At 39.4% G+C, this 21,337-nt stretch carries 27 protein-coding genes and 1 pseudogene; 16 read left to right on the forward strand and 12 right to left on the reverse strand.

What is annotated here, in order from left to right:
- Positions 1-117 precede the first annotated feature (117 nt).
- A complete protein-coding gene (locus tag MHH50_RS11895; protein WP_076141730.1) occupies positions 118-1,713 on the forward strand; it encodes a helix-turn-helix domain-containing protein in 1,596 nt (531 codons plus the stop codon).
- Between the two features lies 1 nt (position 1,714).
- Here the strand turns inward: MHH50_RS11895 and MHH50_RS11900 are convergent, their stop codons facing one another.
- A complete protein-coding gene (locus MHH50_RS11900) occupies positions 1,715-1,906 on the reverse strand; it encodes a DUF6199 family natural product biosynthesis protein (RefSeq protein WP_076130567.1) in 192 nt (63 codons plus the stop codon).
- Positions 1,907-2,162: 256 nt separating this feature from the next.
- Here MHH50_RS11900 and MHH50_RS11905 point away from each other — a divergent pair, with 256 nt between their 5' ends.
- Positions 2,163-3,059: an SDR family oxidoreductase gene (locus MHH50_RS11905; RefSeq protein WP_076141729.1), complete on the forward strand. Its 897-nt coding sequence runs from the start codon at positions 2,163-2,165 to the stop codon at positions 3,057-3,059.
- Between the two features lie 308 nt (positions 3,060-3,367).
- The gene (locus MHH50_RS11910; RefSeq protein ID WP_340034368.1) at positions 3,368-3,637 is read left to right on the forward strand and encodes a hypothetical protein; all 270 of its coding nucleotides are present in this window, start codon (positions 3,368-3,370) and stop codon (positions 3,635-3,637) included.
- Here MHH50_RS11910 and MHH50_RS11915 read toward each other — a convergent pair.
- Positions 3,627-4,304 (reverse strand): DUF1796 family putative cysteine peptidase, encoded by a 678-nt coding sequence (locus MHH50_RS11915; protein WP_076279832.1) that lies wholly within the window; start codon positions 4,302-4,304, stop codon positions 3,627-3,629. The two genes, MHH50_RS11910 and MHH50_RS11915, sit on opposite strands and share 11 nt — an antisense overlap.
- Positions 4,305-4,512: 208 nt before the next feature.
- Here MHH50_RS11915 and MHH50_RS11920 point away from each other — a divergent pair, with 208 nt between their 5' ends.
- The 3 genes from MHH50_RS11920 to MHH50_RS11930 all read left to right on the forward strand — a co-directional run bounded on the left by MHH50_RS11920 (position 4,513) and on the right by MHH50_RS11930 (position 5,883).
- Positions 4,513-4,674: a hypothetical protein gene (locus MHH50_RS11920; protein ID WP_179088354.1), complete on the forward strand. Its 162-nt coding sequence runs from the start codon at positions 4,513-4,515 to the stop codon at positions 4,672-4,674.
- Between the two features lie 129 nt (positions 4,675-4,803).
- Positions 4,804-5,445, forward strand: a complete 642-nt coding sequence (locus MHH50_RS11925) for a phosphoribulokinase (RefSeq protein ID WP_340034369.1) — start codon at positions 4,804-4,806, stop codon at positions 5,443-5,445.
- Positions 5,446-5,457: 12 nt separating this feature from the next.
- Positions 5,458-5,883: a GNAT family N-acetyltransferase gene (locus MHH50_RS11930; RefSeq protein ID WP_076183313.1), complete on the forward strand. Its 426-nt coding sequence runs from the start codon at positions 5,458-5,460 to the stop codon at positions 5,881-5,883.
- 118 nt (positions 5,884-6,001) lie between these two features.
- Here the strand turns inward: MHH50_RS11930 and MHH50_RS11935 are convergent, their stop codons facing one another.
- Positions 6,002-8,545 (reverse strand): Ig-like domain-containing protein, encoded by a 2,544-nt coding sequence (locus MHH50_RS11935; protein ID WP_340034370.1) that lies wholly within the window; start codon positions 8,543-8,545, stop codon positions 6,002-6,004.
- Positions 8,546-8,561: 16 nt separating this feature from the next.
- Here MHH50_RS11935 and MHH50_RS11940 point away from each other — a divergent pair, with 16 nt between their 5' ends.
- The 6 genes from MHH50_RS11940 (at position 8,562) to MHH50_RS11965 (ending at position 11,486) form a co-directional block, all read left to right on the forward strand.
- A complete protein-coding gene (locus tag MHH50_RS11940; protein ID WP_340034371.1) occupies positions 8,562-8,795 on the forward strand; it encodes a hypothetical protein in 234 nt (77 codons plus the stop codon).
- A gap of 16 nt (positions 8,796-8,811) precedes the next feature.
- Positions 8,812-9,603, forward strand: coding sequence for an AraC family transcriptional regulator (locus MHH50_RS11945; RefSeq protein WP_076130560.1), 792 nt, complete (start codon positions 8,812-8,814; stop codon positions 9,601-9,603).
- Positions 9,600-9,944: a DJ-1/PfpI family protein gene (locus MHH50_RS11950; RefSeq protein WP_340034372.1), complete on the forward strand. Its 345-nt coding sequence runs from the start codon at positions 9,600-9,602 to the stop codon at positions 9,942-9,944. Before MHH50_RS11945 ends, MHH50_RS11950 begins: the two co-directional genes overlap by 4 nt.
- A 9-nt stretch (positions 9,945-9,953) precedes the next feature.
- Positions 9,954-10,460, forward strand: coding sequence for a hypothetical protein (locus tag MHH50_RS11955; protein ID WP_340034373.1), 507 nt, complete (start codon positions 9,954-9,956; stop codon positions 10,458-10,460).
- A 48-nt stretch (positions 10,461-10,508) separates the two neighbouring features.
- The gene (locus tag MHH50_RS11960; protein WP_076183322.1) at positions 10,509-10,973 is read left to right on the forward strand and encodes an NUDIX domain-containing protein; all 465 of its coding nucleotides are present in this window, start codon (positions 10,509-10,511) and stop codon (positions 10,971-10,973) included.
- 78 nt (positions 10,974-11,051) lie between these two features.
- Positions 11,052-11,486 (forward strand): hypothetical protein, encoded by a 435-nt coding sequence (locus tag MHH50_RS11965; protein WP_081383513.1) that lies wholly within the window; start codon positions 11,052-11,054, stop codon positions 11,484-11,486.
- A 33-nt stretch (positions 11,487-11,519) separates the two neighbouring features.
- On the opposite strand, the gene MHH50_RS11970 is transcribed toward MHH50_RS11965, so the two are convergent.
- Complete coding sequence (locus MHH50_RS11970; protein WP_139331038.1) at positions 11,520-12,479, reverse strand: hypothetical protein; 960 nt, start codon at positions 12,477-12,479, stop codon at positions 11,520-11,522.
- 134 nt (positions 12,480-12,613) lie between these two features.
- Here MHH50_RS11970 and MHH50_RS11975 point away from each other — a divergent pair, with 134 nt between their 5' ends.
- Positions 12,614-12,853: a hypothetical protein gene (locus tag MHH50_RS11975; RefSeq protein WP_076189823.1), complete on the forward strand. Its 240-nt coding sequence runs from the start codon at positions 12,614-12,616 to the stop codon at positions 12,851-12,853.
- Between the two features lie 67 nt (positions 12,854-12,920).
- Here MHH50_RS11975 and MHH50_RS11980 read toward each other — a convergent pair whose 3' ends face one another.
- Positions 12,921-13,052 (reverse strand): hypothetical protein, encoded by a 132-nt coding sequence (locus MHH50_RS11980; RefSeq protein WP_256715146.1) that lies wholly within the window; start codon positions 13,050-13,052, stop codon positions 12,921-12,923.
- A 220-nt stretch (positions 13,053-13,272) separates the two neighbouring features.
- On the opposite strand from MHH50_RS11980, the gene MHH50_RS11985 reads away from it, so the two are divergent.
- Genes MHH50_RS11985 through MHH50_RS11995 form a run of 3 tightly spaced genes read left to right on the forward strand, consistent with a single transcriptional unit; the run spans position 13,273 to position 14,110 of the window.
- Complete coding sequence (locus tag MHH50_RS11985; protein ID WP_282579736.1) at positions 13,273-13,470, forward strand: hypothetical protein; 198 nt, start codon at positions 13,273-13,275, stop codon at positions 13,468-13,470.
- Complete coding sequence (locus MHH50_RS11990) at positions 13,433-13,771, forward strand: hypothetical protein (RefSeq protein ID WP_076130556.1); 339 nt, start codon at positions 13,433-13,435, stop codon at positions 13,769-13,771. Before MHH50_RS11985 ends, MHH50_RS11990 begins: the two co-directional genes overlap by 38 nt.
- 12 nt (positions 13,772-13,783) lie before the next feature.
- Positions 13,784-14,110, forward strand: coding sequence for a YolD-like family protein (locus MHH50_RS11995; protein ID WP_076279830.1), 327 nt, complete (start codon positions 13,784-13,786; stop codon positions 14,108-14,110).
- A gap of 162 nt (positions 14,111-14,272) precedes the next feature.
- Here the strand turns inward: MHH50_RS11995 and MHH50_RS12000 are convergent, their stop codons facing one another.
- The 7 genes and pseudogenes from MHH50_RS12000 to MHH50_RS12030 all read right to left on the reverse strand — a co-directional run bounded on the left by MHH50_RS12000 (position 14,273) and on the right by MHH50_RS12030 (position 21,097).
- Positions 14,273-15,100 carry a hypothetical protein gene (locus MHH50_RS12000; protein WP_076279829.1) on the reverse strand — a complete coding sequence of 276 codons (828 nt, stop codon included), beginning with the start codon at positions 15,098-15,100 and terminating at the stop codon, positions 14,273-14,275.
- 515 nt (positions 15,101-15,615) lie between these two features.
- Positions 15,616-16,146: a GNAT family protein gene (locus tag MHH50_RS12005; RefSeq protein WP_076183325.1), complete on the reverse strand. Its 531-nt coding sequence runs from the start codon at positions 16,144-16,146 to the stop codon at positions 15,616-15,618.
- Positions 16,147-16,718: 572 nt separating this feature from the next.
- Positions 16,719-16,970: a DUF3951 domain-containing protein gene (locus MHH50_RS12010; RefSeq protein WP_036686019.1), complete on the reverse strand. Its 252-nt coding sequence runs from the start codon at positions 16,968-16,970 to the stop codon at positions 16,719-16,721.
- Positions 16,971-17,587: 617 nt separating this feature from the next.
- Positions 17,588-18,673 (reverse strand): hypothetical protein, encoded by a 1,086-nt coding sequence (locus tag MHH50_RS12015; protein WP_081386268.1) that lies wholly within the window; start codon positions 18,671-18,673, stop codon positions 17,588-17,590.
- A gap of 638 nt (positions 18,674-19,311) precedes the next feature.
- Entirely contained in the window at positions 19,312-19,497 is a 186-nt protein-coding gene (locus MHH50_RS12020; RefSeq protein ID WP_139330169.1) for a hypothetical protein, read from the reverse strand.
- A 246-nt stretch (positions 19,498-19,743) separates the two neighbouring features.
- Positions 19,744-20,488, reverse strand: a pseudogene (locus MHH50_RS12025) (dihydrodipicolinate synthase family protein); the annotation flags it as partial.
- A gap of 441 nt (positions 20,489-20,929) precedes the next feature.
- A complete protein-coding gene (locus tag MHH50_RS12030; protein WP_254847617.1) occupies positions 20,930-21,097 on the reverse strand; it encodes a hypothetical protein in 168 nt (55 codons plus the stop codon).
- Positions 21,098-21,337 lie beyond the last annotated feature (240 nt).

Below are 21,337 nucleotides of genomic sequence, written 5' to 3' on the forward strand. Positions count from 1 at the left end.
GCAGCCGTCGTAAGGAATAGCATAAAGAAGGTCTATCAGCATAGTTGATAGACCTTCTTTTTTATTCTAAACTATAGTAAAGTGAATGAAAATGGTTCTCAATTGGAGGGCGCTAGAATGGCAGAAGATTTACAAGACAGCAATAAAAAGAGGCTATTCTATAGCTTGATTAACATAGAAGCCCAATCCTTATCGGTGAACGGACAGACCTTAGTGTTTCAAAATCATACCCTGATCATTGTATCGGAAGGACAGGGATGGTTAGAAGCCGAGGAGAAGCGTTTTCCTCTGGAAAAAGGTGTCGGGTTCTTGTTCGAACCTGGGCTAATAAGCAAAATTAATGCCGAGGAGCGAGGACTTAGCTTTTATAGGCTTACGTTTGAAGTCATCGAAACGGGGGGAAGCAGGCAGAGTGGAATGGAAAAGGGGACTAAAGAAGGAATACTCCAGTCCGGTCCGCTAAGCTGCAGACCTTTTTCACAATGTGCATTACTGCTGGAGGCTATCTATCATAGTCGCAGAAGTACGGAAGAGATTGAATGGTTCGCAGGCCATACCCGCTTTCAAGAGTTACTGCTGCTGATCATGCGGGCAAATTCCTCTGTCATCCAGATGAAAGGAGCCCATGAGGCGGTACAGCGTTCCATCCGCTATATGCAGGAACACTACAATCACGCCATAACCGTCGATCAATTAGCTGAAGTGGCAGGCATTACACGTGCACGCTACACACAGATTTTTAAAGAAGTGACAGGGCGGATTCCCTTAGAGCATTTGAACGGACTTCGTATTGAAAGGGCGCAGCAGCAGTTGCTGCTTACGAATGACCGTATGCATGACATCGCGTTATCTGTAGGGTATAGCAATGAGTATTATTTTAACCGGCGTTTCAAAAGATCGGTGGGCGTTACGCCCGGCCAATACAGAAGCTTCCATCAGGAAGGGCTGCGGGTGTTCGCTCCTTTTCTGGAAGACTACCTGCTGGCTCTGGATATTACACCGGTGGCGCAATATTCTCACGCTCAGTGGGGGAAGCAAGAGTATCTGTCCCTCCTCGATGTGCCTGCGGTTGATATTTCGACTGGCGATTGGCAGGAGCTCTCCCAGTACATGCCCGAACTGATCCTGCTGGATGATGGCTTTCAGCGTTGGCACCTGGATGAGTGCAGCCAAATTGCTCCGTTGTTCAAGCTGCCTTTTCATCAAGAGGATTGGCGGGCCACGTTATTTTCCGCAGCAGCCGTCTTTGGCAGAACGGATCGTGTCCAGGAAGTGATCGGCAATTATGAGCATCGGGCGCAGCAAGCTAGACGAGTGCTAAACCGTTCTGTCCAAGGGCAGACTGTAGCATGCCTAAGAATATCTTCCTACGGAATCAATCTCTATGGATGCGGGCAATTGGGGTATACAGGTAGCGTACTCCATGATGATTTAGGTTTGCAGCCCCATGCCTTGGTTCCGAAGTTGACTCGTGGACAGAAGCGGGTGAGCCTAACAAGAGAAGAGCTTGCGAGCCTCACTGCAGATCATTTGTTCATTACCTTTGATCGACAGGAAGGAGAAGGACGGGAGCTGTTGGATACACCGCTTTGGCGCAATCTGCCCGCTGTTCGTAATCGTTGTGTATATGAGGTGGATTTTATGGCCTGGATGAATTATGGGGTATTGTCGCATCAGCGCAAGATTGAAGATGTGTTAAGAGCGTTAGGGTAAGTCAGAAACTAGTCCAGATAAAAAAGAGGATAATAAGTGCCACTATACTGCTGATGCGAGTCATTAATAAATAGGCATCACTGGGTTCTACATCACCTTTCATCATCCAGCCATAGCGCATGTACCATCCCAAATGAGGAAAGAAGATATTAAGCAATGCTAATAGTACAAAGAGGAATATAAAAAAGCCCATGATTTATCACTCCTTTATCTAATGTATACGCCAGACTATACGGAGCGTTCCCTAACTAACAAGTGAGCTTCCATATATTTATTTTTAGGCGGGGGATACCCTAGCCACCTTGACAGGTGGTTGGGGTATTTTTGCGGCACTATTCAAGGCTATGTTATTGAAGGTGAATGTTTAGAGGCGTGCTTGTTGTGTTTACATAACAAAGAGTTCGGAAAATATAAAAATGTATTTCTAAAAATAAAGGAGGAATTGATCGATGTCTAACCAATATACGATGCAAGATCCTACCACTCAGTACACTAAGGCTGGACCGGAATTTCAGCAGCAACAAGAGGAGCCGGGTCTGCAGAAGAAAATGAATCCAGTACCTGATACAGGAGAAGATACCTATAAAGGAACTGGGCGTCTGACCGGACGTAAAGCGTTAGTTACGGGAGCCGACAGCGGTATAGGCCGTGCTGTTGCTATTGCTTTTGCTCGTGAGGGGGCAGATATTGTTCTATCTTATATGCCCGAGGAAGAGGAAGATGCAAAGCAGGTGGTCAAGCTAGTGCAGGAAGCGGGTCGTACTGCAATCGCCATTCCAGGCGATCTGAAGGATGAGACATACTGCGAACAACTCGTCGATACTGCGGTTAAAGAGCTAGGTGGAATTGATATTTTAGCCAATATCGCGGGCAAACAGCAATTCGTTCCAGACATCGCTGATCTCACTACGAAGCATTTTGACGACACATTTAAGACGAACGTGTATGCTATGTTCTGGCTGTGCAAAGCTGCGGTGAAGCATATGCAACCGGGCAGCACCATTATTAACACTTCTTCTATTCAAGCTTATAATCCCTCACCGATCCTTTTGGACTACGCGACCACCAAGGCTGCTATTAATACATTCAGTAAGTCTCTCGCTCAGCAAGTAGCTGATAAGGGGATTCGCGTCAATGTAGTAGCACCTGGTCCCGTATGGACACCTCTTCAAGTTGTGGGTGGGCAACCGGAGGAAGTGCTGAAGGAGTTCGGGTCGAGCACACCACTAGGTCGTCCGGGACAGCCTGCGGAGATGGCTCCGGCATATGTATTCCTGGCCAGCCAGGAATCTAGCTATATCAGTGGCGAAACACTGAATGCGAACGGCGGAACACCAACTCCATAAACCGCTCAGCGGAATGTTGGTATTGTAAATACGGCGATGCATCCAAAAGTACCCTGCTAATTTTAGCTGTGGGGTGCTTTTGTTTTTATATATAGAAAGGAGTATTATAGAATTCGATACTTTTTCTCCCATTATTTTCATGGAATATGATCTATACTGATCAAGATTGTCGAATACATAGTTTTCCTGCGATTACCCAAGAAATAATTTGAACGGCTCTAAGTTATAGGGGAGACCCAGAAAGAATTAGGAGATGTATGATGCGAAAAAAGAAACTAGCGATCCTCACCATTTGCTGTGTCTTATTCATGGCGTGTTTTCAATCGGGATCTGTCCTTGCGGATAAAGGAAACGGAACAGTAGTAGATAGTGGAACCAAGGAAAGGCTGATGGAGAAGTATGATCTTGTAGAGCCTGAACCTGCAAATCCAGCAGCGCATGGGAGTCAATACGATTTTGGAATTAGTAACCCTATTGCTTTATTGGTCAGCATCAGTAGGCTGTATTTGTATCCATATGTTTTTGCAGCAGAGGAAATAATTAATCATATGATCGATCAAAGCGAAATTAGTTATTAGTTACGTGTATGTCTTTCAAAATATAATCCCAGCTATCATAATCGTTCATATCCTCAGGAACTTCTAACACACAAATATCATTAATGTTCCAATTTAATTCTTGTACCGAGGTTGATTCACGAACGGGAATAAGAATAAGAATAAGAAATTCGTTCGGTTTTAATAAATCAGACAAAATTGACTGTAGCTCTACAGCCTGTTCATATGAGGCGGACCATCTAATGAATAAAGTTTTTTTACTGTGGATTAACTTGTCCCAAAATCTATTAATTCGTAATTCCAGCTTCGCTTTATACGAAGGATAGGTTATAGACCAGTGTTTACCTTGCTGGATTGGAAAATCATGAACTGAGATAATGTTATATAAAGTATCCTGAATAAAATAGGATTTCACTAGTGCATTTTTATTCCCATTAGGATAGACTGGTAATCCATCCTCCAGAAAAAAATGTGTTTCATCAAGAATTTGCAGATTTATTAATTCCATGAAATTTTGAAATCTATTCTTATAAAGTCTATTTACATCAGCCAATGAATAAGAAACCATCCAGTCGAGCGGCATGGAGAATTTCCTCAAGCTATTTCTTTGCAGATTTATAGCAGGAGCACAAGACATCCCTAAGCTTACTATTAAATCATAGCTTTTTTTCACAGCTTGTAATTTCATGGACTCACCCAATTTCAATCAGATTCAGTTTCTAATAAATTATATACACCATTTTCTAGGGTTGATTGGACTTTAAGTGCAATGAGATACACAGGAAAAAGAGAACAGCAATGTCACTGCCCCCTAAATCTATTAGTTACGTTGTAACAAAATATATCCACTAATGCTTGAAGTTTTTTTACGAAAGACCACTTTAAAACCAACATCGTTGTCTAATAAGCAAGCCAAAGCGGTGTTAAGCAATCCGTTGGGTCTCAAGCTAGGTCTGCACGGCACGGCATTTCCAATAACACGGGCGGCAATAATCCTACGTGCTGATCCAGCAACCAAAGGATTTCTGCTCCAACTGATCAATACTAAATCTGGCTGACGAGTAGCCATGGAAGATCTACCCCTTTCTATTAAGTTTCTTTATATAAAATGCACCATTGATTTTAATGTGCTAAACCATAGCGGAGTAAGGAATACATAGGATCGAGTAGGGAGAGGGGCGAATAATATGGACAAGGTGTTACATAAGATAGCTAATTTGATTAGCGGTGAGGCTAATAGAATCATCATTGGGATTTCGGGTCATGGTGCATCTGGAAAAACAACGTTTGCTAATAATCTTTTAAAGCTTTTGCAGCAGGATGATGTGAATTATATTAATACAGACCCCTATATTGTTGAATCTAGTCTTAGAAAATACACTTCTATCGACTATGAATATAAGAATGTACATTATCACGATAAAGTGACAGCTTGTCATCCTGCTGCTCATCATATATTTGCTTTAGAGAGAGACATTCATATGTTGAGGGATGGGTTGGATTTTTACACAATTGGTACGGACTATACAAAAAGTATGTTCATATCTTCACAAAAGAAGGTAAATATTGTAGAAGGCATGAGTGTTGCCTTTACTGATCCGAATTTGTATGATCTGAAAATCTACTTATACACGGATGGAAAAACTGAGTTGATAAGAAGGAGTATACGTGATGTTTCTGAAAGAGGAACAGATATTAATTATTTAAGAAAATCCCATGAACAGCGTAGGATGCAATATGAGTTGTTTATGCATTCTTATCATCATAAATTTGATATCGTTTTAAAAAATTCCAATGAAGAGTATGTTCTTGAAAAGGAAACGTTGTAGAGGGGGAAGAGAATGCTTCCAAATGTTAGGCTAGCAACGATATGTGACGCGGATGTTTTGTCTAGATTAAATCATGAGTTCAATGGTGGAGTAAAACGTCCTGTGCCGGAGATCATCAAGTGTTTGAACAGCAATAATGAAGTGGTGGCCGTGGCTACTTTAAGGGATGAAGTGGTTGGTTTTGGCTGTGCTCAAAGTCTGAAATCATTTTGTTATAATGAAGCATATGGTGAAATTACTGAAATGTATGTAAAAGAGTCAGCTCGTAGAAATGGTGTCGCTACTGCAATAATTTCTTTTCTGGAAAGTCAGCTTTATTCTCGTGGAGTCAAAACAGTTAAGATTTTAACAGGAGAAGATAATCGTGTAGCCATTAAAGCGTATGAATTGAGCGGGTATGTTAAGGATGATGAAGTAATGTTAAAGAAAAAACTTTAAAGCCATATTGAACAGTGAATCAGGCAATTTATTGTGCTGGTCCAATTGGATAGCAATAAAAGGACGGAAGCCGCTTTACTGGCTTCCGTCTTTTTGGAACTGTGGAAATGAACAGACGCTATTTATTTATCGCTGAGTCACCTATTGGAGTGAATGTATTCTCCACAGTAAGGTTAGAGAACTTAGCATAGTTCAGTTGCTCAATCTTATTGGCGACATCATTGCTGTCAACGGCGAATCCGACATATACCGAACCATCCATAACAATAGTTCGCTCGCCAATTAGCTTCCAGTCTTTTCCGTCCGTTGATCCGTAAGCATAGAAAACATCTCCCTTACGGCCAAGCTTGAGCCAATACCCTTGCTCCACACCATTAATTTTAAATGGAATATCTGAAACAAGTTGAATGCCAGCTTTTTCAGCAGCAGATACGCTGTCTAAAGTTTCAGTTAATTCATCAAATCCTCCGCCCTTAATATTTCTGCCCGTCAGATAAGATGACCAGCTGGTTTCTTTGGACAACTTCACATAGGAGATACCAAGGGCCGCCGCGGCACTGTCTTTATTCAAGTCATCGCGGATCATTAGCCCGGTGAAGGCATGGTTGTCAACGGCCCCGATTTCTTCGAGCTTCGCGGTAAATTCCATATCTCCGTTCATTTCTTTATACACGAAGTGGAAGTCATCTTTGGTTGCATTGTTTGCTTCGGATCGTTCTGTGCCACCTTCACTTTTTCCAAGCTTTCCGTTGCCTTTAACGGTAAGCACATTATTTGTCATACTTCCGGAACCCTTAATGTTCGGATCACCGATATCTGCTGTAGTCCAACCCTTTCCAGCCAGGGAAGAGGTAGCAGCATTGATGTGGATGTTAGTGGCTGTGGTCTGCGTCTCATTTCCTTGGGTATCGGTCACTCTTGCAGAAATATAGTAGGAAGCATCCGTTAAATTCTTGAGGGTATATGTGTATGTGTTGCCTTTTTTGGCTGCTTCTCCAAGATATTTAGAACCATTATATACATCAACTTTTTTTATTTTGTTTCCGGATTTAGGGGAAGCATTAATTTTAACTTCGACCTCTTTCCCGGTAACAAATTGTGCATTGTTTTCTGGCGCTAAAAGCTTAGCATCAGGGTTTTCGGCGACGTGTTTCATATCAACTAGGCCGTTAATATAAAGCTCAAGCCAGGTGTAACCATTTTTAGTAACCGTTTTGTATGCATCCTTGATGCCCCAGATTTTATTTTTCTTTTCCCACTTGTCGTCTATTCCGTTTTTATTAGTGTCAAATTGCTTATCATATTGAGCCTCAATGACGCCAAAGTCTGAAATGTAACCCCCGACTTCATGTTCAGTGTTGATATATCTTCCCGAGTTCTGCTCGACTTCTGCCACAATTCTTGCATCGATAGCATCGCGACGTGGATAGGTAGCTCCCGCTTGTTGCAGAATGCTTTTTAATAGTGATTCATTCGCTAGCTTTACGCCGGACTTAACATAATTATCAAATGCTTTATTGGTAATACCATGGTTAACTCCAGTACTGTCCGCGGAAAGATATGGTGTGGCTGCAAGGGTCGTCTTTTGTTCACCACTCTGTACGCCAGAAAATTTCACATAATCTGAAGAATCATTCAGTAAGCCTGTGAGCTTACCGTTAATTCTGTTTCCAGTAATATAGAAACCGCCCAGCTTGGTAGCTTCACCGGCATCAATCACTCGGTTAGTTACATTATCTCTTGTACCTGGGCCGGCAATTTCGATATTGTTCATAAAGTTAGTAAAAGTAAAACCTCCGCCATAAGTGCCGTTAAAGCCCCAATTGTAAATTACATTGTTCGAGAACTGAACAACCGCCACATGATCAGCATCTGCAGCACCTGCGTAACCGCCGCCTAGTCTTGGATTTCGCGAGGTATGGTTCGCATACAGATTGTGATGGAATGTTGTTTTGTCTCCGCCTGAAATACCGCCGTAGCCATGTCTTCCTTTGGAATGCCCGGATAGAGTCAGACTTTCGGAAATAATGGACCACTGGATCGTGCCATTTTCGCCTCTATATAAAGATAGAGTTTCATCTGTGTTCCAACTGAAGGAACAATGGTCAATGAGGAAGTAGTTGTTGTCTCTCCCCCAAAGCGCATCCATTGAATCACTGCCATTATACACATTAGTGGCACCCGGACGGAAAGCGGTGTACCGAATAATGATATTCTCTGAATTGCTGATATTGGTATCCCAACCTGCAATGGTAATTCCGTTGCCTGGAGCGGTTTGCCCAGCGATGGTCAGGTTTTTAATATTATTGAGACTTAACGTGCTCTTCAGTTCAATCGTTCCGGAAACATGAAAAACAATGGTACGACCCTCTTTAGGCGTAGATAAAATCCCGTAGCGAAGGGACCCTGCAATCGGTTTGTCTTTTACAGCGTAATCTTCAAGGGTAGTTACGATGTATACATCGCCCCCTCGACCACCGCTTGTATAGGCGCCGCCACCTTCCGCGCCAGGAAAAGCAAGAATAGAGGCACCCGCAAAACTTTTGTCTCCGTCTGCCTGCCCTGAAGCTGCAAGTGTGTGACCTCCTAAAAATGAAAACGCTACCGAAAAACTCAATAAGACACCTATAACCTTACCTGATTTTTTACTCTTCCATTTCATCTTTTTGACGTATAACATGGAAACAGTCTTATCGCTGAATGCTGTTCCTGTTATACTTCCTCCTCTCAGTGAAATGATACTGGTCTGCGACAAGCAGCTTACTGGTAATACTTTAAAACTTTTAGGGCGTATTTACCTGCCAAAAAAATCTTTTTTTGTGCCAACTATTGCTCTTTGGTTCTTGCGTAAACGAACAAATTCATATTATGTTCTTAGTATTACAGCAGCTATAGTGCTTGGCATTCCATGACGACAGGGAGAAAAACATGAATATTAAATATCAGCATCGTGACCAGGCGTTTCACTCCTTTATTTCTACCAATAACACTTATCCTCTTCATCTACACAAAAATGTAGAGATAACAATGGTTTTGTCCGGCAAAATCAATATCAACATCAATGGAAAAGAGTATGATTTGTCTGAAGGAGACATAGCGATTATTTTCTCCAATCAACCTCACAGCTACAAAACCCTAGAGAAAAGCCAGATCCTACTGTTCTTTTTTGACGCCACTTTTCCGGGGGATTTTGCGGGGGATTTGCTTAATCATGTTCCGGATAACCCTATAGTTACGAAACAAAAGGTGCTTCAAGATCTGTTGGCAACCTTGTATAAACTATATAAAGAACAATGTGATGTTCGTCTGCTCAAGGCTTATACCTCTGTAGTATTAGGGCACGCGCTGCCGTTACTGCTAATGAAAAAAGTAGACTATAAAAAAGAAATGGATCTCGTCCCCAAAATCCTAGCTTACATCGACATGCATTTTTTAGATCACATAAATCTGAATACGCTTTCAAGAGAGCTTGGCATTAGTAAATTTATCATTTCCCGAATTTTTTCTGAGCAGTTTCACATTTCATTTCGTGATTACATCAATGGCCAACGGGTAGCCTTTGCTCATATGCTGCTGTTATCCACTACTCATCCGGTCACGGATATCGCGTTTGATTCCGGATTCAACAGTTTGCGTTCTTTCTATCGTGTTTTTAAAAATGAATACGGGATCACCCCCAATGAATTTCGCCGAAAAGTATCGAAGGAGTGTGTAGAATGAAAATGATGAGGGTGGCTTATATTCTATTTGATGGGATGACCACGTTAGATTTTGTTGGTTTTTACGATGCGGTTACCCGGATGGGAGTTCTAAAGGCGATAGAAAATGTATCGTGGGATTTTTGTTCCAACAAGGAAGAAGTCACGGATGATCGAGGATTGACGTTGAAAATAAACCAGGTTTCCCCTGATCTGTCAGCCTATGATTTGATATTTATCCCTGGAGGGTTTTCGACTCGACAACTTAGATTCGATACTAATTTTATAACATGGATTCAGACTAAGAGAAAATGGATTACCCATATTACAAAGACAATTAACCCTTCCAAAGGGAAATCATAACTATAATATATGGGAATTAATGATATAATTATCCAAAGTGAAATAATTAAGGTGATGAATAGAGGTGTAAGTATGTTGGACACAAATAATAGCAATAGAATGCTGGTAACTTTTCCTCATAGTAAAAAATATCCTTATTTAACTTCATATTGTTTATTAGCCAATGCTTTATACGTAGGTTTGAATGTGTTTTTTGATCTTAGTGTTTATTATTATTTATTTTTTGTCCTGCCAGTTTTTCCTTTTCTATTTATTTCGTTAAAAAGTCAAAAGGAAAAGCATAAACTTGAAGTACTAGATGATAATGTAGTAATTGGTGAAACAAATATTACGTGTGGTTCCTTGAAAAAAAATGTGATTCATAATCCTATTTCAATATTTTTTCATATAATTCCGGCTCGAAAAAAGAAAAAAATAATTACGATACAGGTAAATAAGGATGAAGCAAAAGATATTTTTACACTATTAAATAAATGGGCACAAAAAAATAGTGTGGAGATCGAAAAACAATATTAGAAGAGCCACTTAGTCCCAGAAGAGATGTTGAAGATATGAGGTGTCACGATGAAGATAGGAAAACCGATTAGAAAGAAGGTATACGGATTTATTTTGCAAGACAATGAAGTTGGAGAAAAGACTTTATTAGTCTATCTTAATGAACCAGAAGTACCCTTTAGATTAGTAGGTGGAAATGTCGATGCCGGGGAAACAGAAGAAGAAGCGTTATTCAGGGAAATTCAAGAAGAAAGTGGACTTAAACAATTTAAATTAGTAAAGAAAATAGGCACACAATATTATTATAAGGATTTTATAGATGCGAATGTCGAAAGACATGACTACCTTCTAATTCCAGAAACGAGATTACCTGAAAAGTGGAGCTTCACTGGAGAAGGAGAAGGTGAAGACTGTGGGACTATTTTTAACTACCAATGGATAAATCAAGATGAAATAGACTTATTAGATAAAGAGTTTAGAGAATACATGACGGAAGATTACATGCAAGAATTATTCAGCAAGGTAAAAAGGTAATCCATCTAAACCAAGTGCGAAATGATGATTTGAAAAATCGGCTGTAAGTATAAAAAGCATAAAGATGGTGGGATTGTTTTGCGTGCAGTTAAGCCTATAATGTTATGGTTTATTTCGACGATTTTATTCACCCTGGCAGCCTTTGGATTGGAGCTTTGGGAAGGAACTAAAATAAGTACAACAGAATATTACGGTTTTCAAAACATTGGGTTTGCTTTTATTTTTCTGGTGTTCCTCTTTTCAGTTCTTCTTTACCCGGTTATACTGCTTCCTTTATCATGGGTTATTCGAAAGATAGTTAATCCTTTAGTAAACCGCATAATGATATTCTTATTGAGTGGTATTGCGGGATATGGTTTCTTTTACGAGGTGTACGATGAACGCTTTATACGGGAATACCATTTGAATAGTAGTACAGCTATTATTTTTTTCGGTATTGCTGGTTTCATCTATGCTCTGGTGGATTACTATTTTGAGCGGCAAGCCATTAAAGCCGAACAAAATCCCTGCTAACCGTGGCGGCCGGCAGGGACGTTATTTTTTAATCTAAGTATTAGGTAATTTGTTAACCTCATCAGTAAAGGCTTCCAAGTACTGGGTGAATAATCCTGTATCTATTTTGGTGGTTGCATCATTTGCAATAGGAGGCGTATCTTGGATTTGTTTGTACATACGATCCATCTCACCCGTGAGCTTAGCCCAGATGCTTTTAATTGAATCATATTTTGCATCAAGGTTGCTGATATAACTATCGTATTCCATTTTTTGAATCATAGCTTTTCCTAATTGCTCGATTGTAAAATCTATATCTATTGTTTCACCCGTAGAGCCAGTTCCTGAACCTGCATACCAGCTGATATCAACAAATCCATCATTCCAAATATCTGAAACGACAAAATTACTGATTTCTTTAAGCATCGCTTCAGGAGACTGTTCAGTTGTACCTGCATTACCTGAATCAGAGGTATTATTTACAGGTTCCTTGAAGAGTTTCCTCACTTCGTTAAATGCATCCTTATCTTTGTCATTAGACGAATACCCCCAACCAACTTTGTCATTTTTAATAAAAATGATAAGTTCGCTATTGGAGGAAGACTTCTCACCTTGGATAAGCACGAGTTTATCTTTTCCGCCATCTTTGTCCGTATAATCAGCTGTTTCAATTACTGTAGGATTCTTAAGTTTATTATTCTCGGGTGTCTCAGTAGATTCAGCCATTTGGAAAATGGGTTGTACATCTGGAAGTATATTTTCGGATACGAATTTCTTTTTCGCTTCGATATCTGAACCATTGAGGAAAATCTCCACATAGTTGAGAGCCAGTTTCTCGGAAGCTGTAAGTTTCTTTTTTGGCTCAGGAGTGGGCTCTGAAGGGCTGGCTGTTGCTTCGGACGGTATAACTCCTGTAGACGTTGTATTTTTTTTCTCTGAATTTGTTGTGGAACTACCACATCCGGAAAGGATTACAATAGTTGCCACGATACATAAAAAAGCTTTTTTGTTCAATTTTATATCCTCCTAAATCTGCTAATAATTGCTAATTAATTCTACCAGATATAGGAATAGTAATCTATGAATTATAATTTATGGCGGAACCAATATATTAGATTAGCATGTTTTATTTGTCGGAGGTGAGCATTTTGCTGAAAGTACTAAGAGTGTGCGGTATTTTATTCAGTGCAGCAACAATCATTCTGGGAATCACATTTTTCCGCGGCCAGGATCAAGTGATAGTGTCTTGGACTATGCTGGGGATGTGCGGAGCTTTAATATTTAATGGAGCGGCATTGTATTTGAAAACGAAAGATAAAATGGCTGTGCTATCCTCGATTGTTGGGATTGTATTGTTAATAGTCTCGCTTACTCAGTTTCCTTTTTAAAAATTAAAAACAGCCTCGTCAACCTTAATGGGTCCGCGGGGTGTTTTTACGTTTTTTCCCTTTATATTTATTTCTTTTTTTTCTTAGTGGGTCCGATCTGACGTCTTACCTTATCGTTCTCATCTACCTCAATAATATAAATCTCCTTCACTGTACCGGAGAGAGTAAACCATTCACGCATAGCTTCAGCCTCAGTCATCGGTCCTAATATTCGTTTCCCCCTATAACATATAAAAAACACTCATACTCCTTAGTTTGTTTGCGGAAATGCAATAAATGCTTATAGAACAAATTATAAACCTGAGCGATGACTTTGTATGTAATAATTCATGCCTGACGGGATATTTTTACATTGATTAACGAACGTACGTTTGGTTATAATACAAACAAATGTTCTTATCCTTGGAAGGTGAGTAATTATGCAAATAAGCATCGGTCAAACCATTGAAATAGTGTATCAAGATAAATCAGGTAAGATATCTCAACGGAAAATTGATGTGAAAGGGATTCGTGGGGGATATATTCGCGCAACTTGCTTATCAACCGGAGCACCGCGCGTATTTCTGGAGGCTAATATTCTTGCTTGGCAGCCTGTGCAAAAAAAGCGCTATGCTTAGTGACACCGCCCGAAAGCTACTAATGATCATGCGCCACTCTGCCGTGCATCATGCTCATATGCCAACTTTACAGGAGTTAGAGATCAAGAGTGGACGGACACCAGATAAGATCATTAGTGGGCTTAGGGAATTAGTTAACGAAAAATATATAGAATGGACCCCACACACTCCACCCGAGAGCGCCCGAATTATTGAAGGCTGGGAAAGGATTGACCCTAGGTTTAAAAAGAGAAAGTCAGAGCCACAAGAACTCCAATGGGGGATAGATGGTAGTAAAACGAACTACTGGACGGATTATTAGGAGGGCAGCTTCATGATGAAAAAATTAGAGAACGTATGGGAGTGTAGCAGAATGATATTGCCCGAACATAAAAACCGGATTATAGATGACAATAATGAGCAGGAACGTCGTGAAAAACCCACTCTAGATCTACAGGAGATAGAGCGCTTTGAAATATTGTTATATCGTTCGATGGAAGAGCACAGCCCGATTACACTCACTCTGTTTGATCCCATGGAGAATATATTAAAACGAGGTATTGTGATGAAGCTGGATAAACAACAGGGAATTAAACTCCGCTGGTCGGAGGAGGAGTGGGATTGGTTCAAGATGGAGGATGTTATTGCAATAACTACATAATGCACTTCATAAAAAACAGGTTAGGAGCAATCTCCTAACCCGCGCTGTACTTCTGATGTTAATGTTCTGCTCCGTGGAATAAGACCACTGGTGAGGTACTTGGCAGTGCTGGCGCAATGCTGACGATAGTGAGGACCAACAATAAAGAGACGGCAAATTTTTTCACAGAGACTCAACCCTTTCTTTGAAATTTATTATTTTCTCTTCAAAATCTTTAATCTGAGTAGCATCAGCACATGAACGTAATGATTCGAAGTATACTACTGCTTGTTTAAAGATTTTATCAGAGTTTGTGACCTCAGCAGAATCTAATAATTTCATGCTATATTTGATAGCTGAATTATAATCTTGAATTTTTGTTTTATATCTGATCATATTAATAAAAAAAGTTTCTTGGTAGGAATTTATTATAATTTCATCAGCAGCGGTATCCTCAAATTTTAAAATACTATTAGAGAAAAGTTCTAAATGAGATTCAATGTTTAAATTGAAATTAGTAGCTGTTTTTAACAAAGTTATCAGTCCCGGTAGAACTTCTTTAGTGTTGGATAAAAGGAAAGAAACATAACGATCTATGAATTGAATATTTCCGGAAAGCACTTCTACTTCTAAGAGATTTGGCTCTGATATGTACTTATAATAGGCTACCTCATTTAATCCTTCAGCATCTAATCCCTTGAACCAACTCAAATCACTGTAAGCTTTAATGTAAGTTCGAGCTTTATCATAATTTTCGATTTCTTTGTGGGCTAGTCCCAACATAAGCAAGCTGTATCCATAATAATAAATTAAAGGTCGTTGGTGTTTTAGTTCCAGTTCATTATTGTGTGTGTAATTATTATAAATTTGAGTTATTCGGTTGAAAAAGGTATCTGCTAGTTTTAGAAGATTGGGCCAGCTTTCAAAAGAATATATCATTTTAAGAACTTTTACGGCTGGATCAAGATCTAGAAGATTTATATCTAAATCTAAATCGATATTTCCATCCAACGGCCTCACCTGCCTTTATTTTACATAATATACCTGTATTATACAATGTAATCAATAGATGGTCAATTAAGTGCTCCATATAAAAAATAGATGATTAATAGGGACCAATAGAGTAAATCTATCCATTATTGCGCCATGATGTGTGCCTGGGAAAGCTTTGGTAGTAGTAGATTACCGCTCTAGATGGCCACATAAAAAGTCATATAGATTATGTAATGCCTCAAGAATAGCAGCAGCTACGACATAAACTAAAAGGTTGCTATTGATTAAATCATTTACCGTATTATGTTTTGTGAGTACAAACTGGAAGAATGTGTACATCGTTTGGAGGATGTGACAACAGTTGCTCTACTTAATACACAGTACGAAGATACAGTTCATTAGACGAGTAGGAGTATCCCTCTTCTCCCAAAGGCTATGACGAAGTAGCCGCAAACTATTCATTTAGTTGAGTTGAGCAACGTGAAGTAAATAAAAAGCCTACACCATAAAAATGTAGGCCCACCCATTAAAAGTTACTCTGTTACTAATTTTGAGAAAATGCTTAAATCAATAAACTTTCCTTTGGACTTTTCGCACTTTCTCATTGTTCCTTCGAATGTATAGTTTAACTTTTGCAAAACTCTGATGGAATTATTGTTTTCGGGTTCGACTTTTGCTTCTATCCTGTTGAAATTTAAAGTGTTGAACGCATAATCCATCAGAGATTGAATGGCCTCAGGAGCATATCCCTTGCCCCAATAATCTTTACTAATATCGTATCCGATCTCTGCTTTAGCGTTTGAAGAATCTATAGAATTATAACCGCAGGAACCAATTATGCGATTTGATTCTAACTCAATTATGGAATAACGAATAGCTTTGCTTTCCAAAGACAGGTTATTAAGAATTTTAATCATTTCTACTGCTTGGCTTTCCTCAGTGAAACTATTGATATTCATAAACTTTGTAACCTCAGGATCAGACCAAATGTTAAACAAACTAGCAGAGTCAGATAATTTCATTTTTCTTAATATTAGTCTTTTGGTTTGTATTTCTGTAATCAATATATTACCTCCATTATCTATTTGTTTTGGGGTTAAGATATCGATATCTGCGCATAGTTCAGTCCCTTCAATATTTAATTCAACATTATTATAACGTAAGAGTTTTTTTATGTCACAGTACGATGATACAGAACATTAAAGGAGTAGGAGTGTCCCTCCAAAGGTCATGACGAAGTAGACGCATATTACGAAGTATAGAGGCTATCTAGCGGTAATGCAGCCTATTTCTCTTTTGGCAGAAGTAATGTTCTTATAAAAGCGCCAATACAGCCAGAAAGAATAATAATCATTACAACATTTAGTGATCTAATAAGTACCGAAGATGAAAAAATTAATTGAAGGCTTTTTTGTACGATGATAATTCCAAATACCAAAGACATGGTGATTAAGAATGTTTGGATAGATATTTTCAAATCATTAATTCCTCTCTAAACAAATTAACAAAATCTAAATTTAGTTTAACAAAAAATGATTGAGTGAAACGTAGTACGAAGATACATGACATTAAGGGATAGAGGAGGTTACAGCAATCCTCTCCCAAAGGCTATGAAGAAGTAGCAGCCTATTGCGCATCAGGGAAGAGAAGGTCGTCGTTTTGATAATGAAATGATGTTTTTGTCCTTATCATCACCATGGTCTGCATTTTCTTCTATCTCTTTTTTCTCATCGTGAAACTCAACAGGAGATTGGGCCGTGATGTAGTCAAATGGAGTGTAATTATTATTTGGTAATTTTCTTGTAAGGATTACCTTTACAATGATGATTCCTAATGAGAGATAGAAAATCGCGCCTACTCCAGCCAACATGAACAGTACTAATCTCATTGTTAACACCGCCTTTGTTTGATTTTATAATCAAATGTTAATATTTACAAGATTTAGGCTGCTGAGTACTATTCATTCGACTGAGATTTGATGCACAGTAGGAAATGCTTGGGCCACTAGATTTTACAAATGGTGGAACCTTCGAACATACGAATGAAGTGTAGCACAATAGTCATACCTACACATGAAATGATTTGACAGTTATAAATATTAATTACTTTAAAGCATCACAGAAAGGTTGTTTTACAGACACCATACTCATATGGATATCCGATCTCATCTTTAAATGTAACCTCTGCACCATATCGACAGATACCGCTCTTAGAGACAGCATCTTTAATGTTGTGTATTTCATCTACTGTGCTTCTTGGGAATAAGATAGGTTTTTAGATATATCTGTTTCTAACGGTAAGACCAATTTTTATGTAGTTACTACATTGAATAATAATGGAAAGTTAAGTTTCAAACGAAGCATCAACTACCCCTCAGAAGGCAGATCAACCTGAATCAGAACCATCTGGTGATCGCGTAATACTCACAATTACATTAATAACTGGTCTTGAAAAAGTCAGTGTGGCGGTGGTGCCCCGACTGCTGTATTTCTGTAACGTTTCCGCTTAATTGGATTTGTCAGATGCTTCATAGATTAGGCAGCGAAGGGTCTGATCAGGATAGCGGAACTCCGCGGTATAGCTACTTCCATCTTCCAGCAACAGTTTAACATCCACCATCCCGCGTTTGTTGTTAAATTCGGTATCGGTTAGATAAGCTTTGATAATGGTTCTTGTTTCTCCCTGCTTGTCCGTGATGACCTGCACGGCTTTATGAATCCAACTGGCATCCTTCTGGATGGTGCCGGCTGCGTCGTCGTCGATGGGAGTTCTCTTCAGTGCCAAATTAATGGCTGTCGTATCCTCTACGGCACCGGTTGTTGCATTAATCAACACATCATATTCCCAGAATACCTCGCCTGATCCGAGCAGGGTAAGATTCTTGTAAGGAGCAAAATGAACTGTCCAGGTTGGACGTTTGGTTAGTCCCAGCTCAATCAGCATTCCCGATGTTTTTAGCTTGGACACGTCGGCATCGAACAGCTTGCGCACACTGTCAGAGGCCAGTGCCTCAGCTTCAACCTGGCTGATTTTCTGAGGCTGAAGCTGAGGCACAGTCGGATTTCGTTTGGACACGAAGTAATTCAGCCGGTAGTACCAGTCAATCAGCTGTAACAGTTCCTCATCAGTCATACTCCTCTCCGGGTAGGTGTACGTATTGGTTTCTAAATCTAGATACAAATCTGCTTGTCCAGCCTTTAACGGCAGCTGCTGCTTGGGGCGGAGGCCGTCATACACATACTTATCGTCCAACACTTGTCTGCGGTTGATTTCGGATTCGGTTTCTTCCCGACCTGAAGTATGGGGATCTTCTGCCTTGTCTATAAAGTCATAGATTTGCTGGATTTGCGCTGCTGTCATCTGTTGATACAGGTCTTGTTGTATGGTGGATACTGGCGCCGGCGCCTCCACCTTCAGCACGGGTATCGTGCTTTCACTCAAAGCCAGCCGGTTACTGCCCTGAATTGACGAACTGTTCTTGGCGAAAACTACGGAATTCATCAGGCTGGGGACGAGCAGCGCACTGGCTGCAAGCACACCAGCTGAAAACAGGATAACAACTAATGTAGCGGACCGCTTTTTCTTGTTCAATCGGATTACCTCCATTGGGATCTAAGATGATGAATTTTAATACATCTTAACACCAAGTTATTATAGAATTAGGAGGACAGTTGTTATGGAGTTGTAAAAAGATCGGATACTTCCCCTTCACCAAGGACAGTCAGGAGTTAATCTCAATTTTGTCCACGTTTTTCTTCAAGAGCCACAGCTACAATGCAAGAAGTGTCTTTACAATAAAGATGTGCCAGAAGCGGGAAGTGTTTACTTAGTGTCGTATTTACATCGATGTGATTAGTCATAACTTTTCACCTAATTGGAAGTATGATTCGTGGGATAATTACATGAACAACAATAAAGTTATTAAGATGGACTTTAAAGCAGAAAAACGATTGGTTGCGAAGAAATAGATAGTTCGGAGAACAAGGAGTTTTTGTACTGATGAACAATAAAGATTTTCAATACAGAGAGACATACTTTATTGTGGGGAAACCAGCAACTCTATGGATACTCATACTTGGATTGGTTTCGTTTGGAACCAGATCCAATAGGTCATCTTATAGATTATGGTGGGATTGTAGAGGGGATGCACCGGATCTATTAAACTTGCTGGATCTCATTTTGTTTGGAAGTGATTTGAATTTAGAGCATGCATTCAATAACCTACGATATCACACTTCTTTAATCCGTTTGATCGCCCAAGAAGGAAAAGAAAATAAACCACTCTTAGTTCTTATTGTGAAGTAACCTGTAGAGTCGCTCTCCTGACAAAAACCAACATATGTCTCTCCACTGACTAAATGTATTTGTAGTTGTAATTCTGTTTCAATTGCGTGAAAAATCAGTGTGAGATTCATATTAAAGCCCCCTTGCATAAGATGATTATATTCATAAAATACCCACTTCATTGTTAATGAACGCAAAATAGTTGACAATTGACAATGTTGTAATATTTTAAACGTGATTTTGGCATAAGCATGTCTATAACAAATCCCCCATCAACCTTAAGTGGTAGGAGGGGGATTTGTTGTATTGATGAAAACTAACGATCCTTACCAGTGTTATAGAGCAGCATATATACTTCCCAATGAATTATATTAAGTTTATACAGTAAACTTTAATTCCTTTAGAATGATATTCAGGTGATTCCTAACGGATTTGTTTAATGGTTGTAAAGGCAAGGGAAGACTAGGACTTTTAATTAAGCCAATTATTTCAGCAGCTGCTGAAATCACTCGAAGGCTACCATAGCTATTGAATAACTTCCAGATCGGTTCTAGTAATGTTGAAAGGTGTTGTGCTTCTTCTAATGGCCACTTTGAGTCATTCTTGTGATATCTAGACATAACCTCGGAAATAAACCACCTAGCACTGAGACCATAAGTCACAACCTGCACTTAAGCCTGGATATGCGGATGGATTCCCGCTTATTCCAAACGTAACATGGAGTGGAATAACAGCTCTGAGTTTTTCTACAGCAATTCTGCTGTGCAGCTCATCACTGAAATGGAAATGTGAAGTGCCGGGATTATCATAAACACAAAGTGGAATGGAGAGTGAACTTCTCACCTGCTCGTATAGAAAAAACACCTCTTCATCTGCTAGTGCCTGATAGGAGATAGGAGCCAAGAGTACTGCACTTGCCCCAGCTTGTTGTGCATCTTCCGCTAATTGAAGTCCTTCTGAAGTTCGAATCGCACTTATGCTTGTCATCACGGGAATCCCTTCAGCAGAACTAACAGCAAGCTCAAGGACACGCAAACGCTCCCCTCTACTAAGATACGCATAGTTTCCAGTTGATCCCAGTACACCAATTGAGTCTACTCCCGCCTTTACCAATTCTTTAATAAAAAAAGGGACCAATTTTAGAGGCTAGGTGTTGTTAGAAATTATGAGTTGCCACGTTTGTCCCGTAGCGATTTAGATTCAGAACAAACATAAAATAACCTGTCAAGCTTATGCCTGAAGGGTCTATTAGTGCTTATACGATAAACTCTGTAAATACTGGGCTTCGAAGCATGCCAGATATGGTCCGGGACTCCAGATGTACAAACTCCGTATCCTTACCTTTGTATATCAAGATATCAAAGATGGCGTAATACGCTGGGAGTGTCCCAGTGAGTTGAGTTATTTTATCAGTTACTCTCGCTTGAAATCGACTCATAACAGATTCAAAATCGGATACTCTCAGTACGAAGATACAGGGACAGAGAGGGTTAATAGCCCTCCTCTCACAAAGGTTATAACGTAGTAGATACATATTGCGACATGAAAAAAAGATAAAAATGCTTATGCATCCTTATCCTTTTCAAGTAATTCTATTATTCTGTCTAATTTTTTTTCTATGTTAGTAGTTTTATCTGAAACTTTGTTTTTGGTTCCATAATCACCTTTTAACAGTAAAACCAAGGGAATCGCCAAAACAAATACCAACGGTATTAAAAAAAAATATTGCAAGATAGCACCTCATTAAAAGTTTTTATTTAAGTATAACAAATTTCAAAAAAAAGACTCTCTCCCACAAGGAGGATATAAGAGATAGTTTGGCTGTACTGAACTTATAAAGGGGTTGGATAATCTTCATTTCTTACCCATTAAAGATATACCATAGTAATCCATAAGCTATTCCGAAGTAAGCAATCACACCTAGTAAAGAGATGGATAAAAGAATAGTGATAACTTTCTTGCCGTTCATAA

The organism is Paenibacillus sp. FSL H3-0302, assembly GCF_037982245.1.
Lineage (GTDB): Bacteria > Bacillota > Bacilli > Paenibacillales > Paenibacillaceae > Paenibacillus_AQ > Paenibacillus_AQ odorifer.